The 21,650-nt window shown below is 70.5% G+C and carries 26 protein-coding genes; 11 read left to right on the top strand and 15 right to left on the bottom strand.

Translation table 11 applies throughout. The features are described from left to right. Positions 1-29: 29 nt before the first annotated feature. Entirely contained in the window at positions 30-3,434 is a 3,405-nt protein-coding gene (locus LQ757_RS06400; protein ID WP_231046401.1) for a pyruvate carboxylase, read from the bottom strand. Positions 3,435-3,509: 75 nt separating this feature from the next. On the opposite strand from LQ757_RS06400, the gene LQ757_RS06395 reads away from it, so the two are divergent. Further along, the gene (locus LQ757_RS06395) at positions 3,510-4,346 is read left to right on the top strand and encodes a ParA family protein (protein WP_231046400.1); all 837 of its coding nucleotides are present in this window, start codon (positions 3,510-3,512) and stop codon (positions 4,344-4,346) included. Between the two features lie 108 nt (positions 4,347-4,454). Here LQ757_RS06395 and LQ757_RS06390 read toward each other — a convergent pair whose 3' ends face one another. From LQ757_RS06390 to LQ757_RS06370, 5 genes are all read right to left on the bottom strand, one after another. Continuing rightward, positions 4,455-5,000 carry a MerR family transcriptional regulator gene (locus LQ757_RS06390; protein WP_231046399.1) on the bottom strand — a complete coding sequence of 182 codons (546 nt, stop codon included), beginning with the start codon at positions 4,998-5,000 and terminating at the stop codon, positions 4,455-4,457. Between the two features lie 111 nt (positions 5,001-5,111). Beyond that, positions 5,112-5,804, bottom strand: a complete 693-nt coding sequence (ftsR, locus tag LQ757_RS06385) for a transcriptional regulator FtsR (protein WP_231046398.1) — start codon at positions 5,802-5,804, stop codon at positions 5,112-5,114. After that, positions 5,804-6,310 (bottom strand): FHA domain-containing protein, encoded by a 507-nt coding sequence (locus LQ757_RS06380; RefSeq protein ID WP_231046397.1) that lies wholly within the window; start codon positions 6,308-6,310, stop codon positions 5,804-5,806. Before LQ757_RS06380 ends, ftsR begins: the two co-directional genes overlap by 1 nt. Before the next feature lie 17 nt (positions 6,311-6,327). Next, on the bottom strand, positions 6,328-6,951 hold the full coding sequence (locus LQ757_RS06375) for a CDP-alcohol phosphatidyltransferase family protein (protein WP_231046396.1): 624 nt from the start codon (positions 6,949-6,951) through the stop codon (positions 6,328-6,330). Between the two features lie 117 nt (positions 6,952-7,068). Then, the gene (locus tag LQ757_RS06370) at positions 7,069-7,518 is read right to left on the bottom strand and encodes an NUDIX hydrolase (RefSeq protein WP_231046395.1); all 450 of its coding nucleotides are present in this window, start codon (positions 7,516-7,518) and stop codon (positions 7,069-7,071) included. Between the two features lie 55 nt (positions 7,519-7,573). On the opposite strand from LQ757_RS06370, the gene LQ757_RS06365 reads away from it, so the two are divergent. The 3 genes from LQ757_RS06365 to LQ757_RS06355 are packed head-to-tail and all read left to right on the top strand — an operon-like array spanning position 7,574 to position 8,949. Then, complete coding sequence (locus LQ757_RS06365; RefSeq protein ID WP_231046394.1) at positions 7,574-7,945, top strand: RNA-binding S4 domain-containing protein; 372 nt, start codon at positions 7,574-7,576, stop codon at positions 7,943-7,945. Between the two features lie 24 nt (positions 7,946-7,969). Continuing rightward, positions 7,970-8,263 (top strand): GNAT family N-acetyltransferase, encoded by a 294-nt coding sequence (locus tag LQ757_RS06360; RefSeq protein WP_231046393.1) that lies wholly within the window; start codon positions 7,970-7,972, stop codon positions 8,261-8,263. Then, positions 8,263-8,949, top strand: a complete 687-nt coding sequence (locus LQ757_RS06355; protein ID WP_231046392.1) for an NAD(P)H-hydrate epimerase — start codon at positions 8,263-8,265, stop codon at positions 8,947-8,949. The genes LQ757_RS06360 and LQ757_RS06355 overlap by 1 nt, the downstream gene beginning before the upstream one ends. Before the next feature lie 21 nt (positions 8,950-8,970). Here LQ757_RS06355 and LQ757_RS06350 read toward each other — a convergent pair whose 3' ends face one another. Next, on the bottom strand, positions 8,971-9,801 hold the full coding sequence (locus tag LQ757_RS06350; protein ID WP_231046391.1) for an aggregation-promoting factor C-terminal-like domain-containing protein: 831 nt from the start codon (positions 9,799-9,801) through the stop codon (positions 8,971-8,973). A 144-nt stretch (positions 9,802-9,945) separates the two neighbouring features. Here LQ757_RS06350 and LQ757_RS06345 point away from each other — a divergent pair, with 144 nt between their 5' ends. Further along, on the top strand, positions 9,946-10,356 hold the full coding sequence (locus LQ757_RS06345; protein WP_231046390.1) for a YchJ family protein: 411 nt from the start codon (positions 9,946-9,948) through the stop codon (positions 10,354-10,356). Here the strand turns inward: LQ757_RS06345 and LQ757_RS06340 are convergent. Then, positions 10,335-11,183: an MBL fold metallo-hydrolase gene (locus LQ757_RS06340; protein ID WP_231046389.1), complete on the bottom strand. Its 849-nt coding sequence runs from the start codon at positions 11,181-11,183 to the stop codon at positions 10,335-10,337. The genes LQ757_RS06345 and LQ757_RS06340 overlap by 22 nt on opposite strands. 215 nt (positions 11,184-11,398) lie before the next feature. On the opposite strand from LQ757_RS06340, the gene LQ757_RS06335 reads away from it, so the two are divergent. Then, positions 11,399-12,043, top strand: a complete 645-nt coding sequence (locus LQ757_RS06335) for a GTP pyrophosphokinase (RefSeq protein ID WP_372459650.1) — start codon at positions 11,399-11,401, stop codon at positions 12,041-12,043. Between the two features lie 77 nt (positions 12,044-12,120). On the opposite strand, the gene LQ757_RS06330 is transcribed toward LQ757_RS06335, so the two are convergent. Then, positions 12,121-12,804, bottom strand: coding sequence for an ArsR/SmtB family transcription factor (locus LQ757_RS06330; protein WP_231046388.1), 684 nt, complete (start codon positions 12,802-12,804; stop codon positions 12,121-12,123). A 64-nt stretch (positions 12,805-12,868) separates the two neighbouring features. On the opposite strand from LQ757_RS06330, the gene LQ757_RS06325 reads away from it, so the two are divergent. Beyond that, positions 12,869-13,528: a cytochrome P450 gene (locus LQ757_RS06325; protein ID WP_231046387.1), complete on the top strand. Its 660-nt coding sequence runs from the start codon at positions 12,869-12,871 to the stop codon at positions 13,526-13,528. Then, positions 13,522-14,310: an isocitrate lyase/PEP mutase family protein gene (locus LQ757_RS06320; RefSeq protein WP_231046386.1), complete on the top strand. Its 789-nt coding sequence runs from the start codon at positions 13,522-13,524 to the stop codon at positions 14,308-14,310. Before LQ757_RS06325 ends, LQ757_RS06320 begins: the two co-directional genes overlap by 7 nt. 29 nt (positions 14,311-14,339) lie before the next feature. Here the strand turns inward: LQ757_RS06320 and ligD are convergent, their stop codons facing one another. From ligD to LQ757_RS06305, 3 genes are all read right to left on the bottom strand, one after another. Beyond that, positions 14,340-15,362, bottom strand: a complete 1,023-nt coding sequence (ligD, locus tag LQ757_RS06315; RefSeq protein WP_231046385.1) for a non-homologous end-joining DNA ligase — start codon at positions 15,360-15,362, stop codon at positions 14,340-14,342. A gap of 78 nt (positions 15,363-15,440) precedes the next feature. Then, positions 15,441-15,725: a DUF2277 domain-containing protein gene (locus LQ757_RS06310; RefSeq protein ID WP_231046384.1), complete on the bottom strand. Its 285-nt coding sequence runs from the start codon at positions 15,723-15,725 to the stop codon at positions 15,441-15,443. Between the two features lie 9 nt (positions 15,726-15,734). After that, the gene (locus tag LQ757_RS06305) at positions 15,735-16,658 is read right to left on the bottom strand and encodes an EamA family transporter (protein ID WP_231046383.1); all 924 of its coding nucleotides are present in this window, start codon (positions 16,656-16,658) and stop codon (positions 15,735-15,737) included. A gap of 72 nt (positions 16,659-16,730) precedes the next feature. On the opposite strand from LQ757_RS06305, the gene LQ757_RS06300 reads away from it, so the two are divergent. Next, positions 16,731-17,645: a LysR family transcriptional regulator gene (locus tag LQ757_RS06300; RefSeq protein WP_231046382.1), complete on the top strand. Its 915-nt coding sequence runs from the start codon at positions 16,731-16,733 to the stop codon at positions 17,643-17,645. 4 nt (positions 17,646-17,649) lie between these two features. Here the strand turns inward: LQ757_RS06300 and LQ757_RS06295 are convergent, their stop codons facing one another. Together LQ757_RS06295 and LQ757_RS06290 are read right to left on the bottom strand one after the other, a co-directional pair. Continuing rightward, the gene (locus tag LQ757_RS06295; protein ID WP_231046381.1) at positions 17,650-18,156 is read right to left on the bottom strand and encodes a nitroreductase family deazaflavin-dependent oxidoreductase; all 507 of its coding nucleotides are present in this window, start codon (positions 18,154-18,156) and stop codon (positions 17,650-17,652) included. A gap of 50 nt (positions 18,157-18,206) precedes the next feature. After that, the gene (locus LQ757_RS06290) at positions 18,207-19,274 is read right to left on the bottom strand and encodes a YihY/virulence factor BrkB family protein (RefSeq protein WP_231046380.1); all 1,068 of its coding nucleotides are present in this window, start codon (positions 19,272-19,274) and stop codon (positions 18,207-18,209) included. A 203-nt stretch (positions 19,275-19,477) separates the two neighbouring features. Here LQ757_RS06290 and msrB point away from each other — a divergent pair, with 203 nt between their 5' ends. Together msrB and msrA are read left to right on the top strand one after the other, a co-directional pair. Next, positions 19,478-19,966 (top strand): peptide-methionine (R)-S-oxide reductase MsrB, encoded by a 489-nt coding sequence (gene msrB, locus LQ757_RS06285; RefSeq protein ID WP_231046379.1) that lies wholly within the window; start codon positions 19,478-19,480, stop codon positions 19,964-19,966. After that, the gene (msrA, locus tag LQ757_RS06280; RefSeq protein WP_231046378.1) at positions 19,963-20,484 is read left to right on the top strand and encodes a peptide-methionine (S)-S-oxide reductase MsrA; all 522 of its coding nucleotides are present in this window, start codon (positions 19,963-19,965) and stop codon (positions 20,482-20,484) included. The genes msrB and msrA overlap by 4 nt, the downstream gene beginning before the upstream one ends. A 76-nt stretch (positions 20,485-20,560) precedes the next feature. Here the strand turns inward: msrA and LQ757_RS06275 are convergent, their stop codons facing one another. Continuing rightward, positions 20,561-21,505 (bottom strand): aggregation-promoting factor C-terminal-like domain-containing protein, encoded by a 945-nt coding sequence (locus tag LQ757_RS06275; protein WP_231046377.1) that lies wholly within the window; start codon positions 21,503-21,505, stop codon positions 20,561-20,563. Between the last annotated feature and the right edge of the window lie 145 nt (positions 21,506-21,650).

Genomic DNA, 21,650 nt, shown 5'->3' with positions numbered 1-21,650 from the left:
TCCTCATCAGCGCCATTCCACGGGACAGCCTACCGTGCACGCACCACCACGAGCAGATCGCCGGCCTCGACCTGCTGCGTCTTCGGGATCGCGACCCGCTCGACGACACCGGCGACGGGCGAGGTGATGGCGGCCTCCATCTTCATCGCCTCGATCGATGCGACGCTCTGGCCGGCGACGATCTCGGCGCCGACCTCGACCTGCAACGTGACGACGCCCGAGAACGGCGCGGCGATCTGGCCGGGCTGCGAGGCATCGGCCTTCTCGGCCGCCCGCGACTCGACGACGATGCCGCGGTCGCGCACGAACACCGGGCGCAACTGGCCGTTGAGGATCGTCATGACGGTGCGCATGCCCTTGTCGTCGGCCTCGCCGATGGCCTCGAGACCGGCGTAGAGCCGCACGCCCTTGGCGATCTCGACGACGTGCTCGGAGCCGGGCCGCAGGCCGTAGAGGTAATCGGCCGTGTCGACGACCGACAGGTCGCCGAAGAGCTCGCGGATCTGCTCGAACTGCCGCGTCGGGGCCGGGAACAGCAGCGCGTTCAGGGTCGCCCGGCGCGTCGCGCTGTCGGCCTCGAGGGCGGCGCGCTGGTCGTCGGTGAGCTCAGTCACGCCGATGCGCACATCGCGGCCGGCGAGCACCTTCGTGCGGAACGGCTCGGGCCACCCGCCGGGCAGGTCGCCGAGTTCGCCGGCCATGAAGCCGATGACCGAGTCGGGCACGTCGTACTTGTCGGGGTTCTCGGCGAAGTCGGCGGGGTCGGCCTTCACCGCGGCGAGGTGCAGTGCCAGGTCGCCGACGACCTTCGACGACGGGGTGACCTTGGGCACGCGACCGAGGATGCGGTCGGCAGCGGCGTACATGTCCTCGATGAGCTCGAAGTCGTCGGCGAGGCCGAGCGCGATCGCCTGCTGGCGCAGGTTCGAGAGTTGCCCTCCGGGGATCTCGTGGTGGTACACGCGGCCTGTCGGTCCGGGCAGGCCCGACTCGAACGGCCGGTACAGGCGTCGCACCGCTTCCCAGTAGGGCTCGAGGTCGGAGACTGCGTCGAGCGAGATGCCCGTGTCGCGCGGGGTGTGGGCGAGGGCGGCGACGAGCGAGGATGCCGACGGCTGGCTCGTGGTGCCCGCCATCGGCGCGCTCGCGACGTCGACCGCGTCGACGCCGGCGTCGGCCGCTGCGAGCAGCGTCGCGAGCTGGCCGCCGGCGGTGTCGTGGGTGTGGAGGTGCACGGGCACGTCGAACCGCTCACGCAGGGCGCCGACGAGGCGGGCTGCGGCCGCGGGCCGCAGGAGACCGGCCATGTCCTTGATCGCGAGCACGTGTGCCCCGGCGTCGACGATCTGGTCAGCGAGGCGCAGGTAGTAGTCGAGCGTGTACAGGTCTTCTGCCGGGTCGAGCAGGTCACCCGTGTAGCAGAGCGCGACCTCGGCGATCGAGTGCCCGGTCTCGAGCACCGACTCGATCGCCGGCCGCATCTGCTCGACGTCGTTCAGCGCGTCGAAGATGCGGAAGATGTCGACGCCGGTTGCGGATGCCTCGCGGACGAACGCGTCGGTCACCTCGGTGGGGTACGGGGTGTAGCCGACGGTGTTGCGACCACGCAGCAGCATCTGGATGTTGATGTTCGGCAGCGTCTCGCGGAGCGCGGCGAGCCGCTCCCACGGGTCTTCGCCGAGGAACCGGAGGGCGACGTCGTACGTCGCCCCGCCCCACGCTTCGACCGAGAGCAGCTCGGGGGTCAGGCGCGCGACGTACGGTGCCACCGCGACGAGGTCCTTCGTGCGCACGCGGGTGGCCAGGAGTGACTGGTGCGCATCGCGGAAGGTCGTCTCGGTGACGGCGACCGGAGTCTGCGCCCGCAGCGCGGCGGCGAAGCCGGTCGGGCCGAGTTCGAGCAGTCGCTGACGCGATCCCGACGGCGCCGGCTGTGCGAGGTCGATCGCGGGCAGCTTCTCGACGGGGCTCACGCTGATGGGCGCCGGGCCGTTCGGCTGGTTCACGGTGACGTCGGCGAGCCAGTTGAGGATCTTCGTGCCGCGGTCCTTCGACACGCGTCCGCGCAGCAGTTGCGGGCGCTCGTCGATGAACGAGGTGCTGAGGTCGCCGTCGACGAACGCCGCGTCGTCGAGCACCGCCTGGAGGAACGGGATGTTCGTCGCCACGCCCCGGATGCGGAATTCGGCGAGAGCGCGCTTGGCGCGTGCGACCGCCGCGGTGTAGTCGCGGCCACGGCAGGTGAGCTTCGCGAGCATCGAGTCGAAGTGCGGGCTGATCTGCGCACCGGGGTTGATCGTGCCGCCGTCGAGGCGGATGCCGGCGCCGCCGGGCGACCGGTACGTGGTGATCTTGCCGGTGTCGGGGCGGAAACCGGCCGTCGGGTCTTCGGTCGTGATGCGGCACTGCAGCGCCGCACCGCGCAGGCGGATCGAGTCTTGCGTGAGCCCGAGCTCGGCGAGGGACTCCCCCGCCGCGATGCGCATCTGGGACACGACGAGGTCGACGTCGGTGACCTCTTCGGTCACGGTGTGCTCGACCTGGATGCGCGGGTTCATCTCGATGAACACGTGCTTGCCGGCACGCTCGCCGACGGTGTCGAGCAGGAACTCCACCGTGCCGGCGTTCACGTAGCCGATCGATCGCGCGAATGCGACGGCGTCACGGTAGAGAGCCGCCCGCACGTCGTCGGAGAGGTTGGGCGCCGGCGCGATCTCGATGACCTTCTGGTGGCGCCGCTGCACCGAGCAGTCGCGTTCGAAGAGGTGCACGGTCTCGCCCGAGGCGTCGGCGAGTACCTGCACCTCGATGTGGCGGGGCCGCAGCACTGCCTGCTCGAGGAACATCGTGGGGTCGCCGAAGGCGCTGTCGGCCTCGCGCATGGCCTCTTCGAGCGCGGCGCGCAGATCGTCCTTCGAGTCGACGCGGCGCATGCCGCGACCGCCGCCTCCGGCGACGGCCTTGGCGAAGACCGGGAATCCGATCTCGTCGGCCTGGGCGACGAGTTGCTCGATGTCGCGCGACGGCGGCGTCGACTTCAGCACCGGCACCCCGGCGGCGATCGCGTGCTCCTTCGCGGTGACCTTGTTGCCCGCCATCTCGAGCACGTGCTTCGGCGGGCCGATGAATGCGATGCCCGCCTCGGCGGCAGCTTGAGCGAGCTCGGGGTTCTCCGAGAGGAACCCGTAGCCGGGGTAGATGGCGTCGGCGCCGGACTCCTTCGCGACGCGGATGATCTCGCTCACGTCGAGGTAGGCCCGAACCGGGTGCCCGGGCTCGCCGATCTGGTACGCCTCGTCGGCCTTCAGCCGGTGCAGTGAGTTGCGGTCTTCGACGGGGTAGACCGCGACCGTCTTCGCACCGACCTCGACAGCGGCACGGAACGCGCGAATGGCGATCTCACCGCGATTGGCAACCAGGATCTTCGTGAACATGCAAGCCTTTCCGACCGGAATCCGCACAGCGAACGTTTAGGTATCGCCCGAGTAGTAAAGGTAACGTATCTGTTCGTGCACGTTCTCTCCGTCAGCTCGCTGAAGGGCGGCGTCGGCAAGACCACCGTCACCCTCGGAATGGCGTCGGCGGCCTTCGCCCGCGGCGTCCGTACCCTCGTCGTCGATCTCGATCCACAGTCCGACGTGTCGACCGGCATGGACATCCAGGTCGCCGGCCACCTCAATGTCGCCGACGTGCTCGCCTCACCCAAAGAGAAGATCGTGCGGTCGGCGATCGCTCCGAGCGGGTGGACGAGGTCGAACCCCGGCTCCACGATCGACGTCATGATCGGCAGCCCCTCGGCGATCAACTACGACGGCCCGCATCCCTCGATCCGCGACATCTGGAAGCTCGAAGAGGCGCTCGCCAACGTCGAGGCCGACTACGAGCTCGTGCTCATCGACTGCGCGCCGTCGCTGAACGCACTCACCCGCACCGCGTGGGCCGCGAGCGACCGCGTCGCCGTCGTCACCGAGCCGGGCCTGTTCTCGGTCGCCGCCGCCGATCGCGCCCTGCGCGCGATCGAAGAGATCCGCCGCGGCCTCTCGCCCCGCCTGCAGCCGCTCGGCATCATCGTCAACCGCGCTCGCGTCCAATCGCTCGAGCACCAGTTCCGCATCAAAGAGCTGCGCGACATGTTCGGCCCGCTCGTGCTCTCGCCGCAGCTGCCCGAGCGCACCTCGCTGCAGCAGGCGCAAGGTGCGGCGAAGCCGCTGCACATGTGGCCGGGCGAGAGCGCCGAAGAGATGTCGGCGAACTTCGACCAGCTGCTCGACCGGGTGCTGCGTACGGCTCGCATCGGCGAGTACGCCGGCGCCGCACCGCTCGCGGTCGAATCCCACGTCATCTGACGCGCGGTTCTCGCACCATTCAGCACCGAGCGGATGACCCTCCACGAGGCACATTCGTCGTCGCCGACTGTGACGCCGTGTGACGAACCGGGAGCGAGAAGCGCGCGATCAGGAGATCTTGCGCGACTTGGCACCGCGCCGCGCGGCCAGCTCGTCGAGGGGGTCTGCGGACTGGGTGTCGAGCTCGACGAGTGTCGACTCGACCTCGCGAAGCACTTTGCCGACGGCGATGCCGAACACGCCCTGGCCGCGGTTGACGAGGTCGATGACCTCGTCGTCGGAGGTGCACAGGTAGACGCTCGCGCCATCGCTCATGAGCGTGGTCTGCGCCAGGTCTTCGACGCCGGACTCGCGCAACTGCGTGACCGCGGTGCGGATCTGCTGTAGCGAGATGCCGGTGTCGAGCAGTCGCTTGACGAGCTTCAGCACGAGGATGTCTCGGAAGCCGTAGAGCCGCTGCGAGCCCGACCCCGCGGCACCGCGGACGGTGGGTTCGACGAGCTGCGTGCGAGCCCAGTAATCGAGCTGACGGTAGCTGATACCGGCCGCGCGGGCGGCGACGGCGCCCCGATAGCCGGTGCCGTCTTCGTACTCGGGCAGGCCGTCGGTGAACAGGAGTCCGAGGTCGTAACGCGAGGGTACGGTCTCACTCATCTGTTCGCCCCTCGCTCTCCTACCGGCTCCCCGACGGCATGTGCATAACGCTACCGACGAGGGGGTCTCCGGCCAAACACATCGGACCGAACGTCACGGCGTGTCGCGCGATCAGCGCGCGAGTCGCGAAAGCGTCGCTCGAACGACGCTCGAGTGCACGGTCTCGAGATGCCCCGCGAGCTCGCGGCCCTGCTCGGCGGCGCGGGCCTTGTCCGACGCATCGGCGCGCCTCGACGGGGCGATCGCGCGCTCGACGAGCGCCGCCTCGCGCTCGGCCGCGGCACGCACGCCACGAAGGTGTCGGGGCTCGATGCCGACGGCTCGTAGCGCGACGAGCGCACGCAACACGCCGAGCGCTTCATCGCCGTAGTGCTCGGCCGCAGGCAGCAGCGATGCCGAGATCGCGTCGTCGAGCAGGGCCCGCGTCGCACGGGCTTCGGCGATCAGCTCGTCGCGCCGCAGCCGGCGGGCGGCGCCGAGGAACGCCGCGGCGCTCGTGGCGCCCGGCAGCGCAGGCGTCTCGCCGGCGTCGATCGCCTCGAGATGCGTGCGGATGACCTTGAGCGGCAGGTAATGGTCGCGTTGCATGGCGAGCACAACCGTGATGCGTTCGACGTCTGCGGGCGAGAACTTGCGGTATCCGGCGGCCGTCCGCGCGGGCGAGACCAGCCGCTGCTCTTCGAGGAACCTCAGCTTCGAGGGCGTCAGCTCGGGGAACTCGGGCTGAAGTGCCGCGAGCACCTGGCCGATGCCGAGAAGTGGTTCTGGGCCGCTCGCGCGCGACGACGCAGCGGTGCTCGCCACTACTCGCTCGCTACCGGGGCCAGGTCGCGCCGCGATGCGTAGAACGTGAGTCGGTACTTGCCGATCTGCACTTCCGCGCCGTCGCTCAGCAGAGCGGTCTCGATGCGCACCCCGTCGAAGTAGGTGCCGTTCAGCGAGCTGAGGTCTTTGACCTCGAACGCCGTGCGGTGACGCACGAACTCTGCGTGCTTGCGCGAGACGGTGACGTCGTCGAGGAAGATGTCGGCATCGGGGTGCCGGCCGACCACCGTCACATCGGTGTCGAGCAGGAACCGCGCACCGCTGTTGGGGCCACGACGCACGATGAGCAGTGCCGAGCCCGACGGCAGCGCCGCGATCGCCTCCTGCTCTTCGGCCGTCGTGTCGGCATCGAGCGCGCTGAGCTGCGCCGCAGCGTCACGGCTGAACCCGATCGTGGTGTCGCCGTCGGCATCGGCGACGACGTGCTCTGAGGTAGGCGTTGACAACCCGTCTCCCGTCTCGTTCGCACCGTCGGGCTGTGTCATGTCGGAATCCGCCACGGCTAACCTCCTTCTCCCAGCGTATCGGATCGAGAGTCGTCTGCCACCCGGGGAATACGGATGGCCCGTGAGGTCTCGATCGCGTAGATGATGCCCGCCCACCAGTAGAGGAACGCACCCCAGAGCGTGATGGCCCAGCCGATCGGTTCGCTCACGGGAGCGATCGCGGGGAACGCGAGCCCGAGCATGATCACCGGCAGCCCGAAGAAGAGGGCGAACGTCGCGACCTTGCCGAGCTGGTGCACCGGTAGCGGACCGAACCCGTGGTTGGCGAGGACGACGCCCAGCATCAGGAGGAACACGTCACGAGCGACGATGACGACGACGATCCACCACGGGACCAGCTGCTGCGCGGCGAGGCCGACGAGGGCGGCGAAGATGTACAGGCGGTCGGCCGCGGGGTCGAGCAGCTGGCCGAGGCGCGTGATCTGGCCGAGCCGCCGCGCGAGGTAGCCGTCGAGCAGGTCGGTGAGGCTCGCGACGACGAGCACCACGAGCGCGACGACGTAGTCGCCGAGCACGATGTACACGAGGAAGACGGGCACGAGCGCGAGCCGGAGCATGCTCAGGATGTTCGGGATCGTCCAGACCTCCGAACCGATCTCCCCCGAGCGCTCCCCAGCCACGACTCGATCCTATCGAGCCGTGCGAATCGGCCCGGGTGCGTGCTCGTGTGTCGGCCTCACGGTCACGCCACACCACGAGAGGCCTCGCCGCACTGGCGCCGCCCGGAGCGTCGGCGATCAGACCTGCGCGGCGAGCGCGGGCCAGGACTCGGCGAACCTCGGGTGCAGGTCGAGCTCCGCCACCCGGTCGACGGCGATCCATCGGAGTTCGATGCTCTCGGGGTCGCTGACGACCGGTTCGAACCGCTCGGTCGCGTCGGCGACGACCGTGGTGTACGACCAGTAGCCCAGGTCGAGCACGGAGGTGAACCGGACGACGATCAGGCCGGGCGGTACGCCCGCCTCTTCGCCGGCTTCGCGCACCGCCGCGTCGATGGCGCTCTCATGCTCGTGCCGAGCACCCCCGGGCATGCCCCAGGTGCCGCCGAAGTGGCTCCAGTGCGCGCGGTGCTGCAGCAGTACCTCGCGCTGCGGGCTCACGGCGAGCAGGCCCGCCGCGCCGTAGCGCCCCCAGTAGCGCGCGCCGCTCGGGCCTTCGACCCAGGCGTCGCCGCTCTTCGCACTCACTCCTCCAGCATGGCCTACTCGGCTGGGATCTCGGCATGAGCCGTAGGCTTGTGACATGAACGGCGACTCACCGGTACGCATCGATGCGTGGTTGTGGGCGGTGCGGCAGTTCAAGACCCGCTCGGCGGCGACGGCTGCATGCCGCGCCGGGCATGTTCGGGTGAACGGTGAGCGGGCGAAGGCGGCGCAACCTGTGCGGCCGGGCGACGAGGTCCGGGTGCGCATCTCGGGGTTCGACCGGCAGCTCGTCGTGCGGCGCACTCTCGTCAAGCGCGTCTCGGCGGCGCTCGCTGCCGAGGCGGTCGACGACCGCACTCCCCCGCCCCCTCCGCGGGAGACGGTGGCGGCGGTCGGTACGCGCGACCGCGGCGCGGGGCGCCCGACGAAGCGCGAGCGGCGCGACCTCGACCGCCTGCGCGGGCGCTGAGCGCGGGCGGCGTAGCCTGAGGGCGTGCGCAAGGAACTCAGTCATGAACCCGACGCCCGCCGTTACGTGCTGCGGGTCGAGGGCGGCATCGCGAGCGTGCTCGACTACCGAGTGCTCGGCGAGGCGGTCGCCTTCACCCGTACGTTCACGAATCCGACCTACCGCGGGGCGGGCCTTGCCGGCGAGCTCGTCGAGTTCGCGGTCGACGACGTCGAGGCGACGTCGACCCGCCACATCGTTCCGAGCTGCTGGTACGTCGGCGAGTGGTTCGACCGGCATCCCGATCGGCAGTCGATGCTCGACGAACGCTTGAGCTGATGGTCGCCGGGTACACCGCCGCGCAGGTGCGAGCGGCCGAGAAGCCCCACCTCGAACGTGGCGAGCCGCTCATGCGCATGGCCGCGGCCGCGCTGGCCGCCGTCGTGCGCGAGCAGCTCACTCGGCGGGCGGCCCCGACGCCATCGGTGCTCGTGTTCGCCGGCACCGGCGACAACGGCGGGGACGCCCTGTTCGCCGCCGCCGAACTCGCGGGCGAGGGCGTGCGGGTCGAGGTCGTCCCGACCGGACAGCGCCTGCACCCCGAGGCACGCGCGGCGGCCGAGCAGTCGGGCGTTCGCATCGCCGACGAGGTCGAGCCCGCGCAGATCGCGCGGCTCGCGGCAGGGGCATCCGTGATCATCGACGGAATCCTGGGCACCGGAACGAGCGCCGATCCGGTACTGCGCGGTCGCGCACGTGAGCTCGTCGTCGGTGTGCTTCCCGTGCTGTCCGCGGCCGACCGTCCGATGGTCATCGCCGTCGATCTGCCGAGTGGGATCCATCCCGACGATGGTTCGGTGCCCGACCCGGCCGTGCTCGCCGCAGACGTCACCGTCACGTTCGGCGCGGCGAAGGCCGGGCTGCTGCTCGAGCCCGGCGCCGATTACGCGGGTGAGTTGCGCGTGATCGACCTCGGACTCGGCGACGAGCTCGAGCGATTCACCCCGCTCGTCGAGCGCGGTTGACCGAGGTCGACCACCGGCCGATCAGTACCAGTTGACGGCCTGCGAGTGCGACCACGCCCCGCAGGGGTTGCCGTAGCGCTCGGCGATGTAGCCGAGACCCCACGCGACCTGCGTCGCGGCGTTCGTCTGCCAGTCGGCGCCGGCCGAGGCCATCTTGCTGCCGGGGAGCGCCTGCGGAATGCCGGTCGCGCCGCTCGACGCGTTCATGGCCGTGTACGACCATCCCGACTCCTTCTGCCACAGCTGGACGAGGCACTGGAACTCGCCCTCGCCCCAGCCGTACTTCGAGGCGCCGAGCTCGCGTGCGGCCGCCTTCGCGCCATCGGGCGTGTTCTGGCGTGCGAGCGCCTCGGCAGCCGCCTTCGCCTTCTCGGCCTGTACGCGGTCGTACTCGGCTGCGGCGACCCGGGCCTTCTCCGCCTCGGCGCGCGTCTGGGCCGCAAGGTAGACGATGTCGTCGACCGGGAGGGTCTCGTACTCGCCGAGCGAGGCGACCGACGAGGCGAGGCTCGAGGAGTCCACTTTCCCGTCGACGGCGGCCAGCGTGGCGTTCGCTGCGGTGATCGTGTCCTCGGCGTTCGCGCGCGTGCGCGCGGCGGCGATCGTCTCGTACGCACCGAGCTGATCTTGCTGCAGGCCCGTCGAATCCGTGAGGGCGGTGGTCGCGTCGATGCCCGCCTGCGTTGCGATCGCGGACTGCACGGTGAAGCCGGTTCCGATGATGAGGCCGGTCGCGGCGATGGCGCCGGCGATGACGAGGCGCTTTCGGTTCGTGCGCCTGCGGCGGGCCCCGCGGCGGGGGTGGAGCGAGTCGAGTTCGGTTTCGGGCGTGGCTGAGGTGTCGTTGCGCATGAGTTCCAGTGGGTCGCTCGGCTGTGATGTGTTGGGGAACGGCCCCCGAGCGCGGGCACAAGTCAGACACTCTGCCGGGTGAAACTGGACAGTTCCTCAGCTTCACCTGTGCAGACCATGGGCGCGGCCCTCGATACTTGAGGCATGCCCACCGCCGACACCCCTCCCGCGCCGGCTCCCGGCGACCGCTGCCCCTGCCTGAGCGGCGAAGTCTTCGGCGCCTGCTGCGGACCATTCCTCGGCGGGTCGGTGCATGCTCCGACCGCGGTGCAGCTCATGCGTTCGCGCTATTCGGCGTTCGTCGTCGGGGATGCCGGCTACCTGCTCGCGACGTGGCATCCGTCGACCCGACCGACCGCGCTCGAGACCGATGCGTCGTTGCACTGGTACCGCCTCGACATCGTGCGCACCGAGCGCGGCGGACCGCTCGACATCTCGGGCGTCGTCGAGTTCGTCGCCCGGTATCGCACCGAAGGCGACCGCGGCGAGCTGCACGAGACGAGCCGCTTCGCCCGCGAGGGGCGCCGCTGGTACTACGTCGACGGCGACGTCTGATCGAGCTGGGTGTACGCGCGCTCGACCGCGCTGACGAGGAAGTCGAGCGGGATCGGCCAGTCGTGGTGGCGCGCGAGCGCCTCGGCCGCGGTGAGGCCGTCGTCGTGCGCGGCACGGAACCGATCGGCGACGAGCTGAAGATCGCGGGCCTGGCGTACGACGAACGCGCGATCGACGACTCGCCCGTGACCGGGGATGACGAGATCGCCCGGCGCCATGCCGTCGGCGAGGGCGGCGAGGACGCCCGGCCACTCCAGCGGAAAGCTCCCCGAGCCGTACATCGGCGGCCCCGACTCCTCGACGAGGTCGCCGACGATCCACACGCGCTCGGCCGGGGCGAACACGACCAGGTCGGTGTCGGTGTGCGCCGGCGGCTGCGGGAGGAGTTCCACGATGCGGCCCCCGAGATCGAGCGTCGTCGGCGTGCCGACCGGATGCGTCGGGGCCGTCAGCCGCACGTCGTGCCAGTGCCGCCCGGGCTCCCGCGTCGGGTCGGCCCGCCACGCGGCCAGCCGCGGTCCCTCATGCTCGGCGAAATGGGTCGCGATGTTCTCATGACCGTGGATCGAGGCATCCGCCGACGTTCCCGGTCCGAAGGCCTGATTCCCGAACGTGTGGTCGAAGTGCGCGTGCGTGTTCACGACCCATCGCACGGGTCGGTCGAAACGCGCGCGCACGTCGTCGCGCAGCGCCTCGCCCTCGCCGGGCTCGGCCCGGGTGTCGACGAGCAGCACACCGCCGTCGCCCTCGATGACGACGATCGAGATGTCGAACGGATCGTATCGACGCTGGTGGATGCCCGGCGCCACCCTGTGCCATTCAGCCATGACTCGAGCGTACCGATCCGCCCGCAGCGAACTCCGGTGCCCAACCACGGATTCCGGGGCCGAATCAAAGGCAACGCAGAGGATCGCACCCTACGGTGGAGCACGTGACCCCGCTCGACGGAATCCAGTCCACGAGACATCCGAAGACCCCGCCCATGCTCACCGACCGCGCCCAGCGCACCCTCGAGACGATCGACGGGCAGACACTCGACGAGATGCGGGCGCTGCGCGACGAGACCGAACGGTTCATGCTGCGCTACAAGTTCGGCATGGACGAGGTGATCACCAAGCTCTCGATCCTGCGCGAGGAGTTCAGCCAGACGCACGACTACAACCCGATCGAGCACATCTCGAGCCGGCTGAAGAGCCTCGACAGCGTCATCGACAAGATGCGGCGCAAGGGCGTCGAACCGACCTTCGACACGATCCGCGACACCATCACCGACATCGCAGGCGTACGCATCACGTGCAGCTTCGTCTCCGACGCCTACCGCATCTTCGAACTGCTCACGGCGCAGCGCGACATCCGCGTGCTGAAGGTCAAGGACTACATCAAGGAGCCGAAGGAGAACGGCTACCAGAGCCTGCACGTGATCGTCGAGGTACCCGTGTTCCTGTCGACCGGGGCGCATCCGGTGGCCGTCGAGGTGCAGATCCGAACGATCGCCATGGACTTCTGGGCGAGCCTCGAGCACAAGATCTACTACAAGTACGACAAGCAGATCCCGCAGGAACTGCTCGACGGCCTGACGGATGCCGCGCATACCGCGTCGGAGCTCGACGCGCGCATGGAGCGACTGCACCGAGAGGTGCACGGAGCACCCCGGCTTCCGCACGCGAAGCGCGACATCGCCGTCTGACGTCGACGTCGTCGGCAGCGAGGGATGCGGCGTCGGCGTCGGCGTCGCAGACCGGGTCGCTCGAAGGTCCGCGCTCGTCAGGCGAAGCTGGCGAAGGCCGCCCGTCCTGCTTCGCTGATGCGGAGCGAGCGGTCGCCCGGCACCCGCGCGACCCAGCCCTCGGCGAGCAGGCGGTCGAGGAGGTGGGCGCCGAGCCTGCCGGCGATATGCGGGCGTCGCTCGGTCCAGTCGAGGCATCCGCGCACGGCCGGACGCCGTGACGGGACCGGCGTCGTCGCCTGCTCGAGACCGAGCCGGCGAGCGAGTGCGCCGTCGGCCGCGAGGATGCGGCCCGGCTCGCCGGCGACGAGGGGCGCGAGCGCGCCCTCGGCGACGAGCGCGTCCGCCAGCTGGAGGGAGATCCTGCCCGCGAGGTGGTCGTAGCATGAACGCGCCTCGGCGAGCCGCGCTGCGGTCGCCGACTGGGCGTACGAGGCGACCTCGCGCCTCGGTGCGATGCGCTGCAGCGCCTCGACGGCGCTCGCGACCTCGGGGCCGGCGAGCGCGAAGTACCGGTGCCTGCCGATGCGACGGTCGGTGACGAGTCCGCCGTCGACCAGCTGGGCGAGGTGAGCGCTCGCGGTCGGCGGCTTCACGCCCGCGATGGCGGCGAGGTCGCTCGCCGGCAGGGCGCGGCCGTCGAGGAGCGCCACGAGCATCGCGGCCCGGGCGGGCTCGCCCATGAGCCGTGCGGGTGCGGCGAGGTCGGCGTCTCCATGCATACCGACACGATACGTCGACGACGCTTCGCCCGTCATCGAAGTGTCGCGGGCCTATCGTCGAGGCATGACCGAGATCCTCGACCGCGCCGACGTGGCGAGAGTGCTCGTCGACCCGCGATTCACCGTGCCCACGGCGGATGCCTCAGCCACGACCCCGTTCGACCGGTTCCGTGCGCTCGCGTCGCGGTTCGCGAACGGTCCCGTGCACGACGCACGCCGAGAGCGCCTCGCGGCGATGCTCGCGGCCCTTGACCTCACGGAACTCGGCGCGATCGCCGCAGCGCGCACACGGCGATGGGTGGAGGCGAGCGGAGGCGATCCCGACCTCGACGCCGTGGCGCGGCACGTGCCGGTGACGGCGCTTGCGCGCAGTCTCGGCTTCCGAGATGCGGATGCGCTCCCGCCGTTCGTCGAGTCGATCGCCGACCGGTATGCGAGCGGACACGCGCCGGACCGGGTCGATGGAGCGGAACAGCCCAGTGATTCGGCCGAGGACGCGGCCGTCGATCGGCTGCTCACCGCCTCCGGGGCCACCGGGCAGGAGGCTGCGCTCCGCGTGCAACTGCTGGTGCAGGCGTTCGCGGCACGGCCCCGATCGCTCGCACCATTCGCTCGCGATCGCCGCGGCCGTCATCGACGAGCTGCGTCGACCACCGCCGAACACACCGCCACCCGCGCACTCCGTGCTCCCGAGCCGAACCCCCCGGGAGGCCGACCATGCTGACGCCCGCTGAGTTCCGTGCCCTGCACCGGCCCGGTGCACCCCTCGTGCTCCCGAACGCCTGGGACCTCGCGTCCGCGCGCTGGCTGGCCGCCGCAGGTCACGACGTGGTCGGCACGACGAGCCTCGGGGTCGCCGTCACCGCGGGCAAGCGCGACGGGGTCGGCGACATCGCCGACGAGACATTCGAACTGGCCCGGCGCATCGCCGGCACGGGCATCGCCGTGACCGTCGACCTCGAGGCGGGATTCTCCGACGACCCCGACGAGGTCGGCCGATACGCGGCAGCCCTCGCCGACCTCGGCGTCGTCGGCGTGAACATCGAGGACTCGGATGCCTCGTGCCGCCTCGTCGACGTGGAGCACGCTGCGGCGAAGGTCGCGGCGATCGCCGCCTCGGCACCCGGCCTGTACGTCAACGCGCGGACCGACCCGTTCTGGCTCGACGGCGACGATGACGAACCCGCGCGTCACGCCGCCGCCGTCGCCCGTGGGCGGCGCTACCTCGCCGCCGGCGCAACCGGGGTGTTCGTGCCCGGCACGCTGTCGCTGTCGACGGTGGCGGCGCTCGTGCGCGACATCCCGGCGCCGCTGAACGTGCTGGCGCAACCATCGATCACGGTGGCGGAACTCGCCGGCCTGCGCGTTGCACGGGTCAGCACAGGTTCGCTGCTGTTCCGCGTCGCCCTCGGCGCGATCGCCGACGCCGCCCACGCCATCGCGCACGGGGGCTTCGTCGTGCCGGCGGGGACACCCGGCTACGCAGAGACCGCGGCACTCGACTGACGCCGCCGGCGGCAGCCTCGCCCCGTCGATCAGTCGGGGTTGCGCGCGCGGCTCGGCTGCACCCGCATCGGCTCACCGGGCATCTTCGGGAAGTCGGGCGGGAACGGCAGTTCGCCGAGTCCGGCATCGAGATCGCGTCGCCACCACTCGAGCAGGGTGTCGATACGGCCGGGGTTCTCGTGCATCGTCGCCCACGGGTCGCCGCGTTCGGCGAGCCGCGCCGGCACGGTACGGATGGTGTGCTCGCCCGGGTCGGTCGTCTCGATCTCGTCCCACTCGATCGGGCACGACACGGTCGCGGCCGGAAGCGGGCGCGGGCTGTACGCACCCGCCATCGTGCGGTCGCGGTTGGCCTGGTTGTAGTCGATGAAGATGCGGTCGCCGCGCTCCTCCTTCCACCACTTGGTCGTGACGTCATCGGGCATGCGCCGCTCGAGCTCGCGTCCGAGCGCGATGACCGCGTGGCGCACGTCGAGGAACTCGTGCTCGGCCTCGATCGGCGCGAAGACGTGGATGCCGCGGCTGCCCGACGTCTTCACGAACGCGGTGAGGTCGACCTCGGCGAGCAACTCGCGAAGCGCGAGGGCGACGGGCACGGCCTCGGCGAAACCGGTGCCGGGTTGCGGGTCGAGGTCGATGCGCAGCTGGTCGGGATTGTCGCTGCGGCCGGCGCGCGACGCCCACGGGTGGAACACGATGGTGTTCATCTGCGCCGCCCACACGGCCGTGGCCGGCTCGTCGACGACGAGCTGTGGGTGGCTGCGACCGCTCGGGTAGGTCACCGGCACCGAACGCACCCATTCGGGCGCGCCCTTCGGCGGGTTCTTCGAGAAGAACTGCTCGCCGTCGACGCCGCCCGGGAACCGTTGCAATGAGATCGGTCGATCGCCGTTCGCCGCGACGAACGCATCGCCGACCGCGACGAGGTACTCGGCGAGTTCGCGCTTGGTGATGCCGGCCTCGGGCCAGATCACCCGCGTCGGACTCGAGATGCGCACGGCACGATCGCCGTGCGGACCTGGGACAGTGAGCTCGATCGCGTCGGCGGCCATGCCAGCGACGCTACTCCCCTCGACGCCCGAAGCGCACGGACCTCGCCGCGCGCCGAAGCGCCGACTCGGGGTACGCGCCTACGCGCTCGCGGGCAGTTCGGCGTAGCGACGGGCGGCGCGCGCACGTGCCTTCGCAGCCTCGACGTCGCGGTCTTTCGGCGGGGCCGTGGTGACGAGATCGTCGAGCAGGTGCTGCGTGATGTGCGCGATCTCGGCGACTGCTCGCTCGAACGCCTCGGCGTTCGCCTTCGACGGTTTCGTCGATCCGCTCACCTTGCGCACGTACTGCAGCGCCGCCGCGTGGACCTCGTCGCCCGTCGCGGCCGGTTCGAAGTTGTGGAGGGTGTGGATGTTCCTGCACATGCCCCGATGCTAACCCCGCAACACCGGAGCCGACTCGGATCGAGCCGTTCCGGTCGGGCGCAAATGCGATCGACGGCGGAGCTGACCCACTGCCACGCCGCCGACGAGCAGCACGCTGCCGGCGAGTTCGAGTGCGTTGGGCACCTCGCCGAGCGCGAGCGCGGCCGCGGCGAGCCCGACCGGCGGGGCCAGCAGGGCGAACGGTGCGACGAGCGCGGCCGGGTATCGGCCCAGCAGCATGTTCCAGATCGTGTAGCCGACGAGCGAGGCGAGCACCGCGGTGTAGGCGACGCTCACGATGGTCTGCCAGCCGATCGTCGCGAAGGCATCGCCGACCACCGCGGGGCCGTCGAGCACGAGGCTCAGGGCGAGCACCGGCAGCGGAACGACGAGCGCCGACCAGACGACGATGCCGAATCCGCTCGCGCCCGACGCCCGCCGGGAGATCACGTTGCCGACGGCCCAGCTGAGTCCGGCGGCCACGCAGACGAGCATCGGCACGACCGCCGCGAGCCCGGGCGCGGCGGCCAGTCGCCCGAGCGCGACCACGCCGAGCCCGATGACGCCCACGACGGCACCCAGGAGTTGCATGCGGGTCGGTCGCTCACGCAGCGCGAGCGCCCCGATGATCAGGGTGAAGATCATCTGGCACTGCAGCACGACGGCGGCGAGTCCGGCCGGCAGGCCGAGGTGCATGGCGGTGAACAGCAACCCGAACTGCCCGGCGCTCATGAAGAGCCCGATGCCGACGATGAGCGACCACGGCGCATCCGGCTTCGGCACGAAGAAGACGAGCGGCACGGCGACGAGCAGGAACCGGAGCGCGACGAGCACGAGTGGCGGCGTGTCGCCGAGTCCGAGATCGATCGCGACGAAGTTCACGCCCCATATGGTCGCGACGAGCACTCCGAGGGCGAGATGTCTGGGGGTCACGCGTCCAGCATTCCACCGGACTCCATGAACCACCAGTTCCGAATCGTTGACATGAAAGCGTACGATTTCTTCATGATTGATCTTCAGGGCCTCCGGGCGCTCGTGGCCGTCGACCGCGACGGGTCGGTCGTGGCCGCTGCCGACCGGCTCGGCTACACCGCGTCCGCCGTCTCACAGCAGGTCAAGAAGCTCGAACGCGACCTCGACGCGGTGCTGCTCGAGCGGCGTGGGCGCGGCGTGCTGCTCACCGACCGAGGCCGGGTGCTCGCGAGCGAGGGCCGCGAACTGCTCGCGGGCCTCGAGCGTCTCGAGGCACTGGCCGCCAATGAAGTGCGACGATCTGCACCGCTGCGCATCGCATCGTTCTCGACCGCGACACGCGGCCTCGTCGGGCCATTGCTGCGCGACCTCGGCACCGACGACGCGCCGATCGCCGCAACCGTCACGAGCGTCGACCCGGTCGATGCCATGGGCATGGTCGCCGACGGCATCGTCGATCTCGCCATCGTGCACAACTGGAACTCCGTACCGCTCGTCACGCCCGCCCATGTCGTGAGCGAGCACCTCTGCTTCGACGAGGCCGACATCGTGCTCTCGGCGGCACATCCGCTCGCACGCCACGACGACATCGAACGCGCCGACCTCGTCGACGAACTCTGGGCGTCGACGCCCACCGGGGCGATCTGCCACGAAGCCCTCATGCGCATCTTCGCCGACCTCGGCACCGTGCCCAAGGTGATCCTCGAAGACCCCGACTTCGCGTCACTCGTCGAGCTCGCGCGCAATGGCGTCGCCATCGCACTGGTCCCGCGACTCGGGCGCGCTCCGCTTCCCGCCGGCGCCGTTGCCCGGCCGCTCCGCGACCATAGTCAGGTGCGGGAGGTGCGCGTCGCCTACCGCCGTTCGATGGCGGGCAGTCCCGTCATCCGTCGCGTCGTGCGCCTGCTCGCCGAATCAGGCGCGAACGTCGGCCCCACCGAACCGTAGCGCGTCACATCGCGGGACCGCGCCGGTCGGCGACCGGCTGCAAGCGGAACAGCCGCACCTGGCGCCCAGAGTCGCGCTCGTAGCCGCGATAGCCGGGCCACTGCGCCTCGATGCGAGCCCACGCCTCATCGCGCTCCTCGTCGCCGATGAGGCTCGCCCGCACCGGCATGCGCCGGCCACGGACCGTGATCGAGGCATCGGGGTGCGCGAGCAGGTTGTAGGTCCACCCCGGATGCCGCTCCTGCGCGAACGTCGTGCCGGCGACGATCGCCCGGCCACGGCCGTCGGCCGTGTACATCAGGTGGGTGTCACGCGGCTCGCCCGACTTCGCGCCGATCGTGTGCAGCACGAGCGACGGGACGAGCAGCCCGCTCAACTGCACGCGCCCGCCCGAGACGCGCCCGACCACCCATTCGAGCGGCGGCAGCACGACCGGCGCGAGGGCCCGGAACACCCGGGTGCGGGTGATCGGAGCGATGACGGAGCGGACGAGCTGCTGCACGGTGGGCATCCGCCCATTCTCGTGGCCGACGACGATGCACCGGAAGGGCCGCCGCAGGCTCACCCGCCGCGGGATGCCGCCCGCTCGCGCTCGACCACGGCGCGGGCATCGGCCAACTCGGCGGCCGCGATCGACGCGCGGCGCTCCGCGCGCTGCATCCGCCGCATCGCGATCGTCGGAGCCCCGTACCGCGCCCCCACCCGATCGTGCTCGTCGTCGATGCCCGTGACGATGTAGGCCGCGGCGATCAGGATGACCTGGCTCGAGAGGTTGAACCACAGCAGCAGGGCGATGAGCGAGCCGAACGACACCAGCAGCGGATTGGCCGTCGCCCCGCGCACGAACAGGCTCGAGAGTTCCTGCAGTCCGGTGAGGCCGATGCCGCCGATCACGGCGCCGCTCCAGAGCGAGCGCGCACTCGGCCGAAGCCCGGACAGGATCCGGAACATCGCCGCGACCACCACCGTGTCGATCACGAGGATCAGGACGATCGAGAGCACCCGGACCGTCCCGTCGTAGGCGGGATCGCGATTCGAGACACCGAACCAACCGAACACGGTGTCGACTGCCGCCGTGCCGAAGAACGTCACGGCTGCCGTCGCGGCGAGCAGCACTCCGAATCCGACCGCCAGCACGAGGTCGCGTGCGACGATCCAGACGAAGAAGGTCTGGTCGTCGGGCAGATCGCCGAGGCTGCGGAATGCGATGCGCAGCGACCCGATCGCACCGATCGCCGCACCGACGAGGCCGACGAGCGCGAGCGCGCCGGCGATGCTGAGGGTGAGCGGCTGCACGAGGTCGTCGGGATCGATGAGCCCGTCGTCGCCGACGAGTCCCGGAATGACCGCGTCGAGCGTGTCGACGAGGGCATCGATCGCATCGGGGCGACCGGCGAGCCACACCCCCGCGATGGCGAACCCGAGGAACACCCCGGCGAACACCGAGAAGAGCGCGCGATATGTGACGCTGTCGGCGAGCATCGGACCGTGGTGCTCGAGGTAGAGCAACACCGCCCGCACGGGCTTCCGAACCAGCGCCCAGGCGATCACGCGCCGGCCGAACGTCGAGACTGCGGCGAACGGCCCAGTCCCGCCCTGCTTCGACCGAGTCGGCTGCTGGTCACCCATGTCGTCAGGCTACCGACGTCGTCACGGCGCCGTGCGAGCGCAACGCGGCCCGACGCTCACAGGGAAGTCACAGCGCGCAGGCGTGTGATACGGAACAGCGGGGCGGCGCCGCCCGTTCTCTTTGATGACGCGCGAGCACTCGTCATGGCGGGTGCCCGAGTCGAGGCGCCGCAGCCAGCGGCGCCCGTGAAGGAGGAACGACCTTGTCAGAGGACTACCGCAGGACTCCGGAGGCGATCGCCCGTCTCACTCCCGAGCAGTACCGCGTGACGCAGGAGGACGGCACCGAGCCCGCCTTCCGCAACCGGTACTGGAACCACCACGAGCCCGGTATCTACGTGGACGTCGTCTCGGGGCAGCCCCTGTTCGCGTCGACCGACAAGTACGACAGCCGATCGGGCTGGCCGAGTTTCACCCGGCCCATCGACCCCGACGCGATCACCGAGAAGGTCGACCGCTCGCTGTTCATGAAGCGGGTCGAGGTGCGTTCGGCGGGCGCCGACAGCCACCTCGGGCACGTCTTCGACGACGGGCCGGCCGACGCCGGCGGCCTACGCTATTGCATGAACTCGGCCGCGCTGCGATTCGTGCCGCTCGCCGAGCTCGAGGCGCAGGGGTACGCGCAGTACCGCGACCTGTTCACGACGACGGATGTCGCATCCGCGACATCCGAGAAGGAGGAAACACCATGACCCACCGCACTGAGACCGCCATTCTCGCCGGCGGGTGTTTCTGGGGCATGCAGGACCTGATCCGCAAGCGCCCGGGTGTCGTGTCGACCCGCGTCGGCTACACGGGCGGGCAGAACGCGAACGCGACCTACCGCAACCACCCGGGCCACGCCGAGGCGATCGAGATCGTGTTCGACCCCGAACAGACCAGCTACCGCGAGATGCTGGAGTTCTTCTTCCAGGTGCACGACCCATCGACCCTCAACCGCCAGGGCAACGACATCGGGACGAGCTACCGCTCGGCGATCTTCCCGCAGAGCCCCGAGCAGGAGGCGGTCGCACGCGACACCATCGCCGATGTCGACGCGTCGGGCCTGTGGCCCGCCGCGGTCGTCACGACGATCGAACCCGCCGGACCGTTCTGGGAGGCCGAGCCCGAGCACCAGGACTACCTGGAGCGCTACCCCAACGGGTACACGTGCCATTTCGTGCGCCCCGGTTGGAAGCTGCCCAAGCGAGACGCCGAGACGGTCGCGTAGCCGCTGGTGGACGCACGAAGGGCCGCGGCGGATCCGATCCGCCGCGGCCCTTCCGCGTTGTCGTGAGCGCTGTGGCCTAGTACCAGCCCACCGACTCCGAGTGGTCCCACGCGCCGCAGGGGCTGCCGTAACGGTCCGCGATGTAGCCGAGGCCCCAGGCGATCTGCGTGGCGGCGTTGGTCTGCCAGTCGCTGCCGGCCGAGCCCATCTTGCTGCCGGGCAGCGCCTGCGGAATGCCGTATGCACCGCTCGAGGGGTTCTGGGCGTAGACGTTCCAGCCCGACTCGCGGTCCCAGAGGGCGACGAGGCAGCCGAACTGGTCGGCGCCCCAGCCGCGGGCCGAGACCATGTCGCGGGCGATCGCCTGCGCACCGGTCGGGTTCGCGGGGCCTGAGGGGTAGGACGAGGATCCCGAGCTCTGCTCGGCCTCGGCCTCGGCCGCAGCGGCGGCCTCGGCTGCCGCCTTCGCCTTGGCGGCGGCCGCTGCTGCGGCCTTCGCCTTCTCTGCGGCGATGCGGTCGGCCTCGGCGACGGCGGTCTTCACCGTGGCGGCGTGCGCCTCGGTGGCGTCGGCGAGCTCGAACACCCGCTCGGGAGCGAGCAGGCGGAAGTCTTCGAGCGCCGCGACCGACGACGCGAGCGCGGTCGCGTCGGCCTTGCCCTTCGCCTTGGTGATCGTGTCCCTGGCACCGCTCAGGGTGTCCTGCGCGTCCTTGACGGCGCGCGCCTCGAGGATGCCGGCGTGCGAGCCGAGCTGGTCGACGCTCAGGTCGGACGCGGCGCTGAGCGCCGCGGTTGCTGCGATGCGCTCGTTCTGCGCGGCGACGGCCGACTGCAGGGCGAAGCCGCTGCCGACGAGGGCGCCGACGGCGACGACGGCACCTGCGGCGATGACGGGTCCGCGGCGCCAGCTGCGTCGGTTGCGCAGTGCCCGGCGGCTGAGCACCGGGGTGCTCTCGGAGACCGGGTCGGGGGTGTGGTGGTTGTTGGGGGAATCAGGGGAAGAAGGCTGGTTCTGCATGACTTTCACGTGGCGGTTCGTGATGCTCGGCGCGCCACGATCCTTATCTCGACGTTCCTCGGACGCGGGGGCGCCCGGGCGAAGTGGCCAGTCTGCCGAGACGTTCTGGACGAAACCTCACATCTTTCTGTGAATGTCATCCGAA

It is taken from the genome of Agromyces cavernae (genome assembly GCF_021044935.1).
GTDB lineage: Bacteria > Actinomycetota > Actinomycetes > Actinomycetales > Microbacteriaceae > Agromyces > Agromyces cavernae.
The sequence above is the reverse complement of the archived record's forward strand: the minus strand, read 5'-3'. Positions and strand labels throughout refer to the sequence as shown.

Coding starts and splice junctions, on each gene's coding strand:
- ligD (WP_231046385.1), bottom strand. CDS start 15,362: ATGGCCGCCGACGCGATCGAGCTCACTGTCCCAGGTCCGCACGGCGAT.
- LQ757_RS06350 (WP_231046391.1), bottom strand. CDS start 9,801: ATGCGCAACGACACCTCAGCCACGCCCGAAACCGAACTCGACTCGCTC.
- LQ757_RS06390 (WP_231046399.1), bottom strand. CDS start 5,000: ATGAGTGAGACCGTACCCTCGCGTTACGACCTCGGACTCCTGTTCACC.
- LQ757_RS06330 (WP_231046388.1), bottom strand. CDS start 12,804: ATGCATGGAGACGCCGACCTCGCCGCACCCGCACGGCTCATGGGCGAG.
- msrA (WP_231046378.1), top strand. CDS start 19,963: ATGACCCACCGCACTGAGACCGCCATTCTCGCCGGCGGGTGTTTCTGG.
- LQ757_RS06290 (WP_231046380.1), bottom strand. CDS start 19,274: ATGGGTGACCAGCAGCCGACTCGGTCGAAGCAGGGCGGGACTGGGCCG.
- LQ757_RS06320 (WP_231046386.1), top strand. CDS start 13,522: ATGCTGACGCCCGCTGAGTTCCGTGCCCTGCACCGGCCCGGTGCACCC.
- LQ757_RS06365 (WP_231046394.1), top strand. CDS start 7,574: ATGAACGGCGACTCACCGGTACGCATCGATGCGTGGTTGTGGGCGGTG.
- LQ757_RS06340 (WP_231046389.1), bottom strand. CDS start 11,183: ATGGCTGAATGGCACAGGGTGGCGCCGGGCATCCACCAGCGTCGATAC.
- LQ757_RS06310 (WP_231046384.1), bottom strand. CDS start 15,725: ATGTGCAGGAACATCCACACCCTCCACAACTTCGAACCGGCCGCGACG.
- LQ757_RS06295 (WP_231046381.1), bottom strand. CDS start 18,156: ATGCCCACCGTGCAGCAGCTCGTCCGCTCCGTCATCGCTCCGATCACC.
- LQ757_RS06380 (WP_231046397.1), bottom strand. CDS start 6,310: ATGACACAGCCCGACGGTGCGAACGAGACGGGAGACGGGTTGTCAACG.
- LQ757_RS06325 (WP_231046387.1), top strand. CDS start 12,869: ATGACCGAGATCCTCGACCGCGCCGACGTGGCGAGAGTGCTCGTCGAC.
- LQ757_RS06400 (WP_231046401.1), bottom strand. CDS start 3,434: ATGTTCACGAAGATCCTGGTTGCCAATCGCGGTGAGATCGCCATTCGC.
- LQ757_RS06275 (WP_231046377.1), bottom strand. CDS start 21,505: ATGCAGAACCAGCCTTCTTCCCCTGATTCCCCCAACAACCACCACACC.
- LQ757_RS06300 (WP_231046382.1), top strand. CDS start 16,731: ATGATTGATCTTCAGGGCCTCCGGGCGCTCGTGGCCGTCGACCGCGAC.
- LQ757_RS06335 (WP_372459650.1), top strand. CDS start 11,399: ATGCGGGCGCTGCGCGACGAGACCGAACGGTTCATGCTGCGCTACAAG.
- LQ757_RS06355 (WP_231046392.1), top strand. CDS start 8,263: ATGGTCGCCGGGTACACCGCCGCGCAGGTGCGAGCGGCCGAGAAGCCC.
- LQ757_RS06345 (WP_231046390.1), top strand. CDS start 9,946: ATGCCCACCGCCGACACCCCTCCCGCGCCGGCTCCCGGCGACCGCTGC.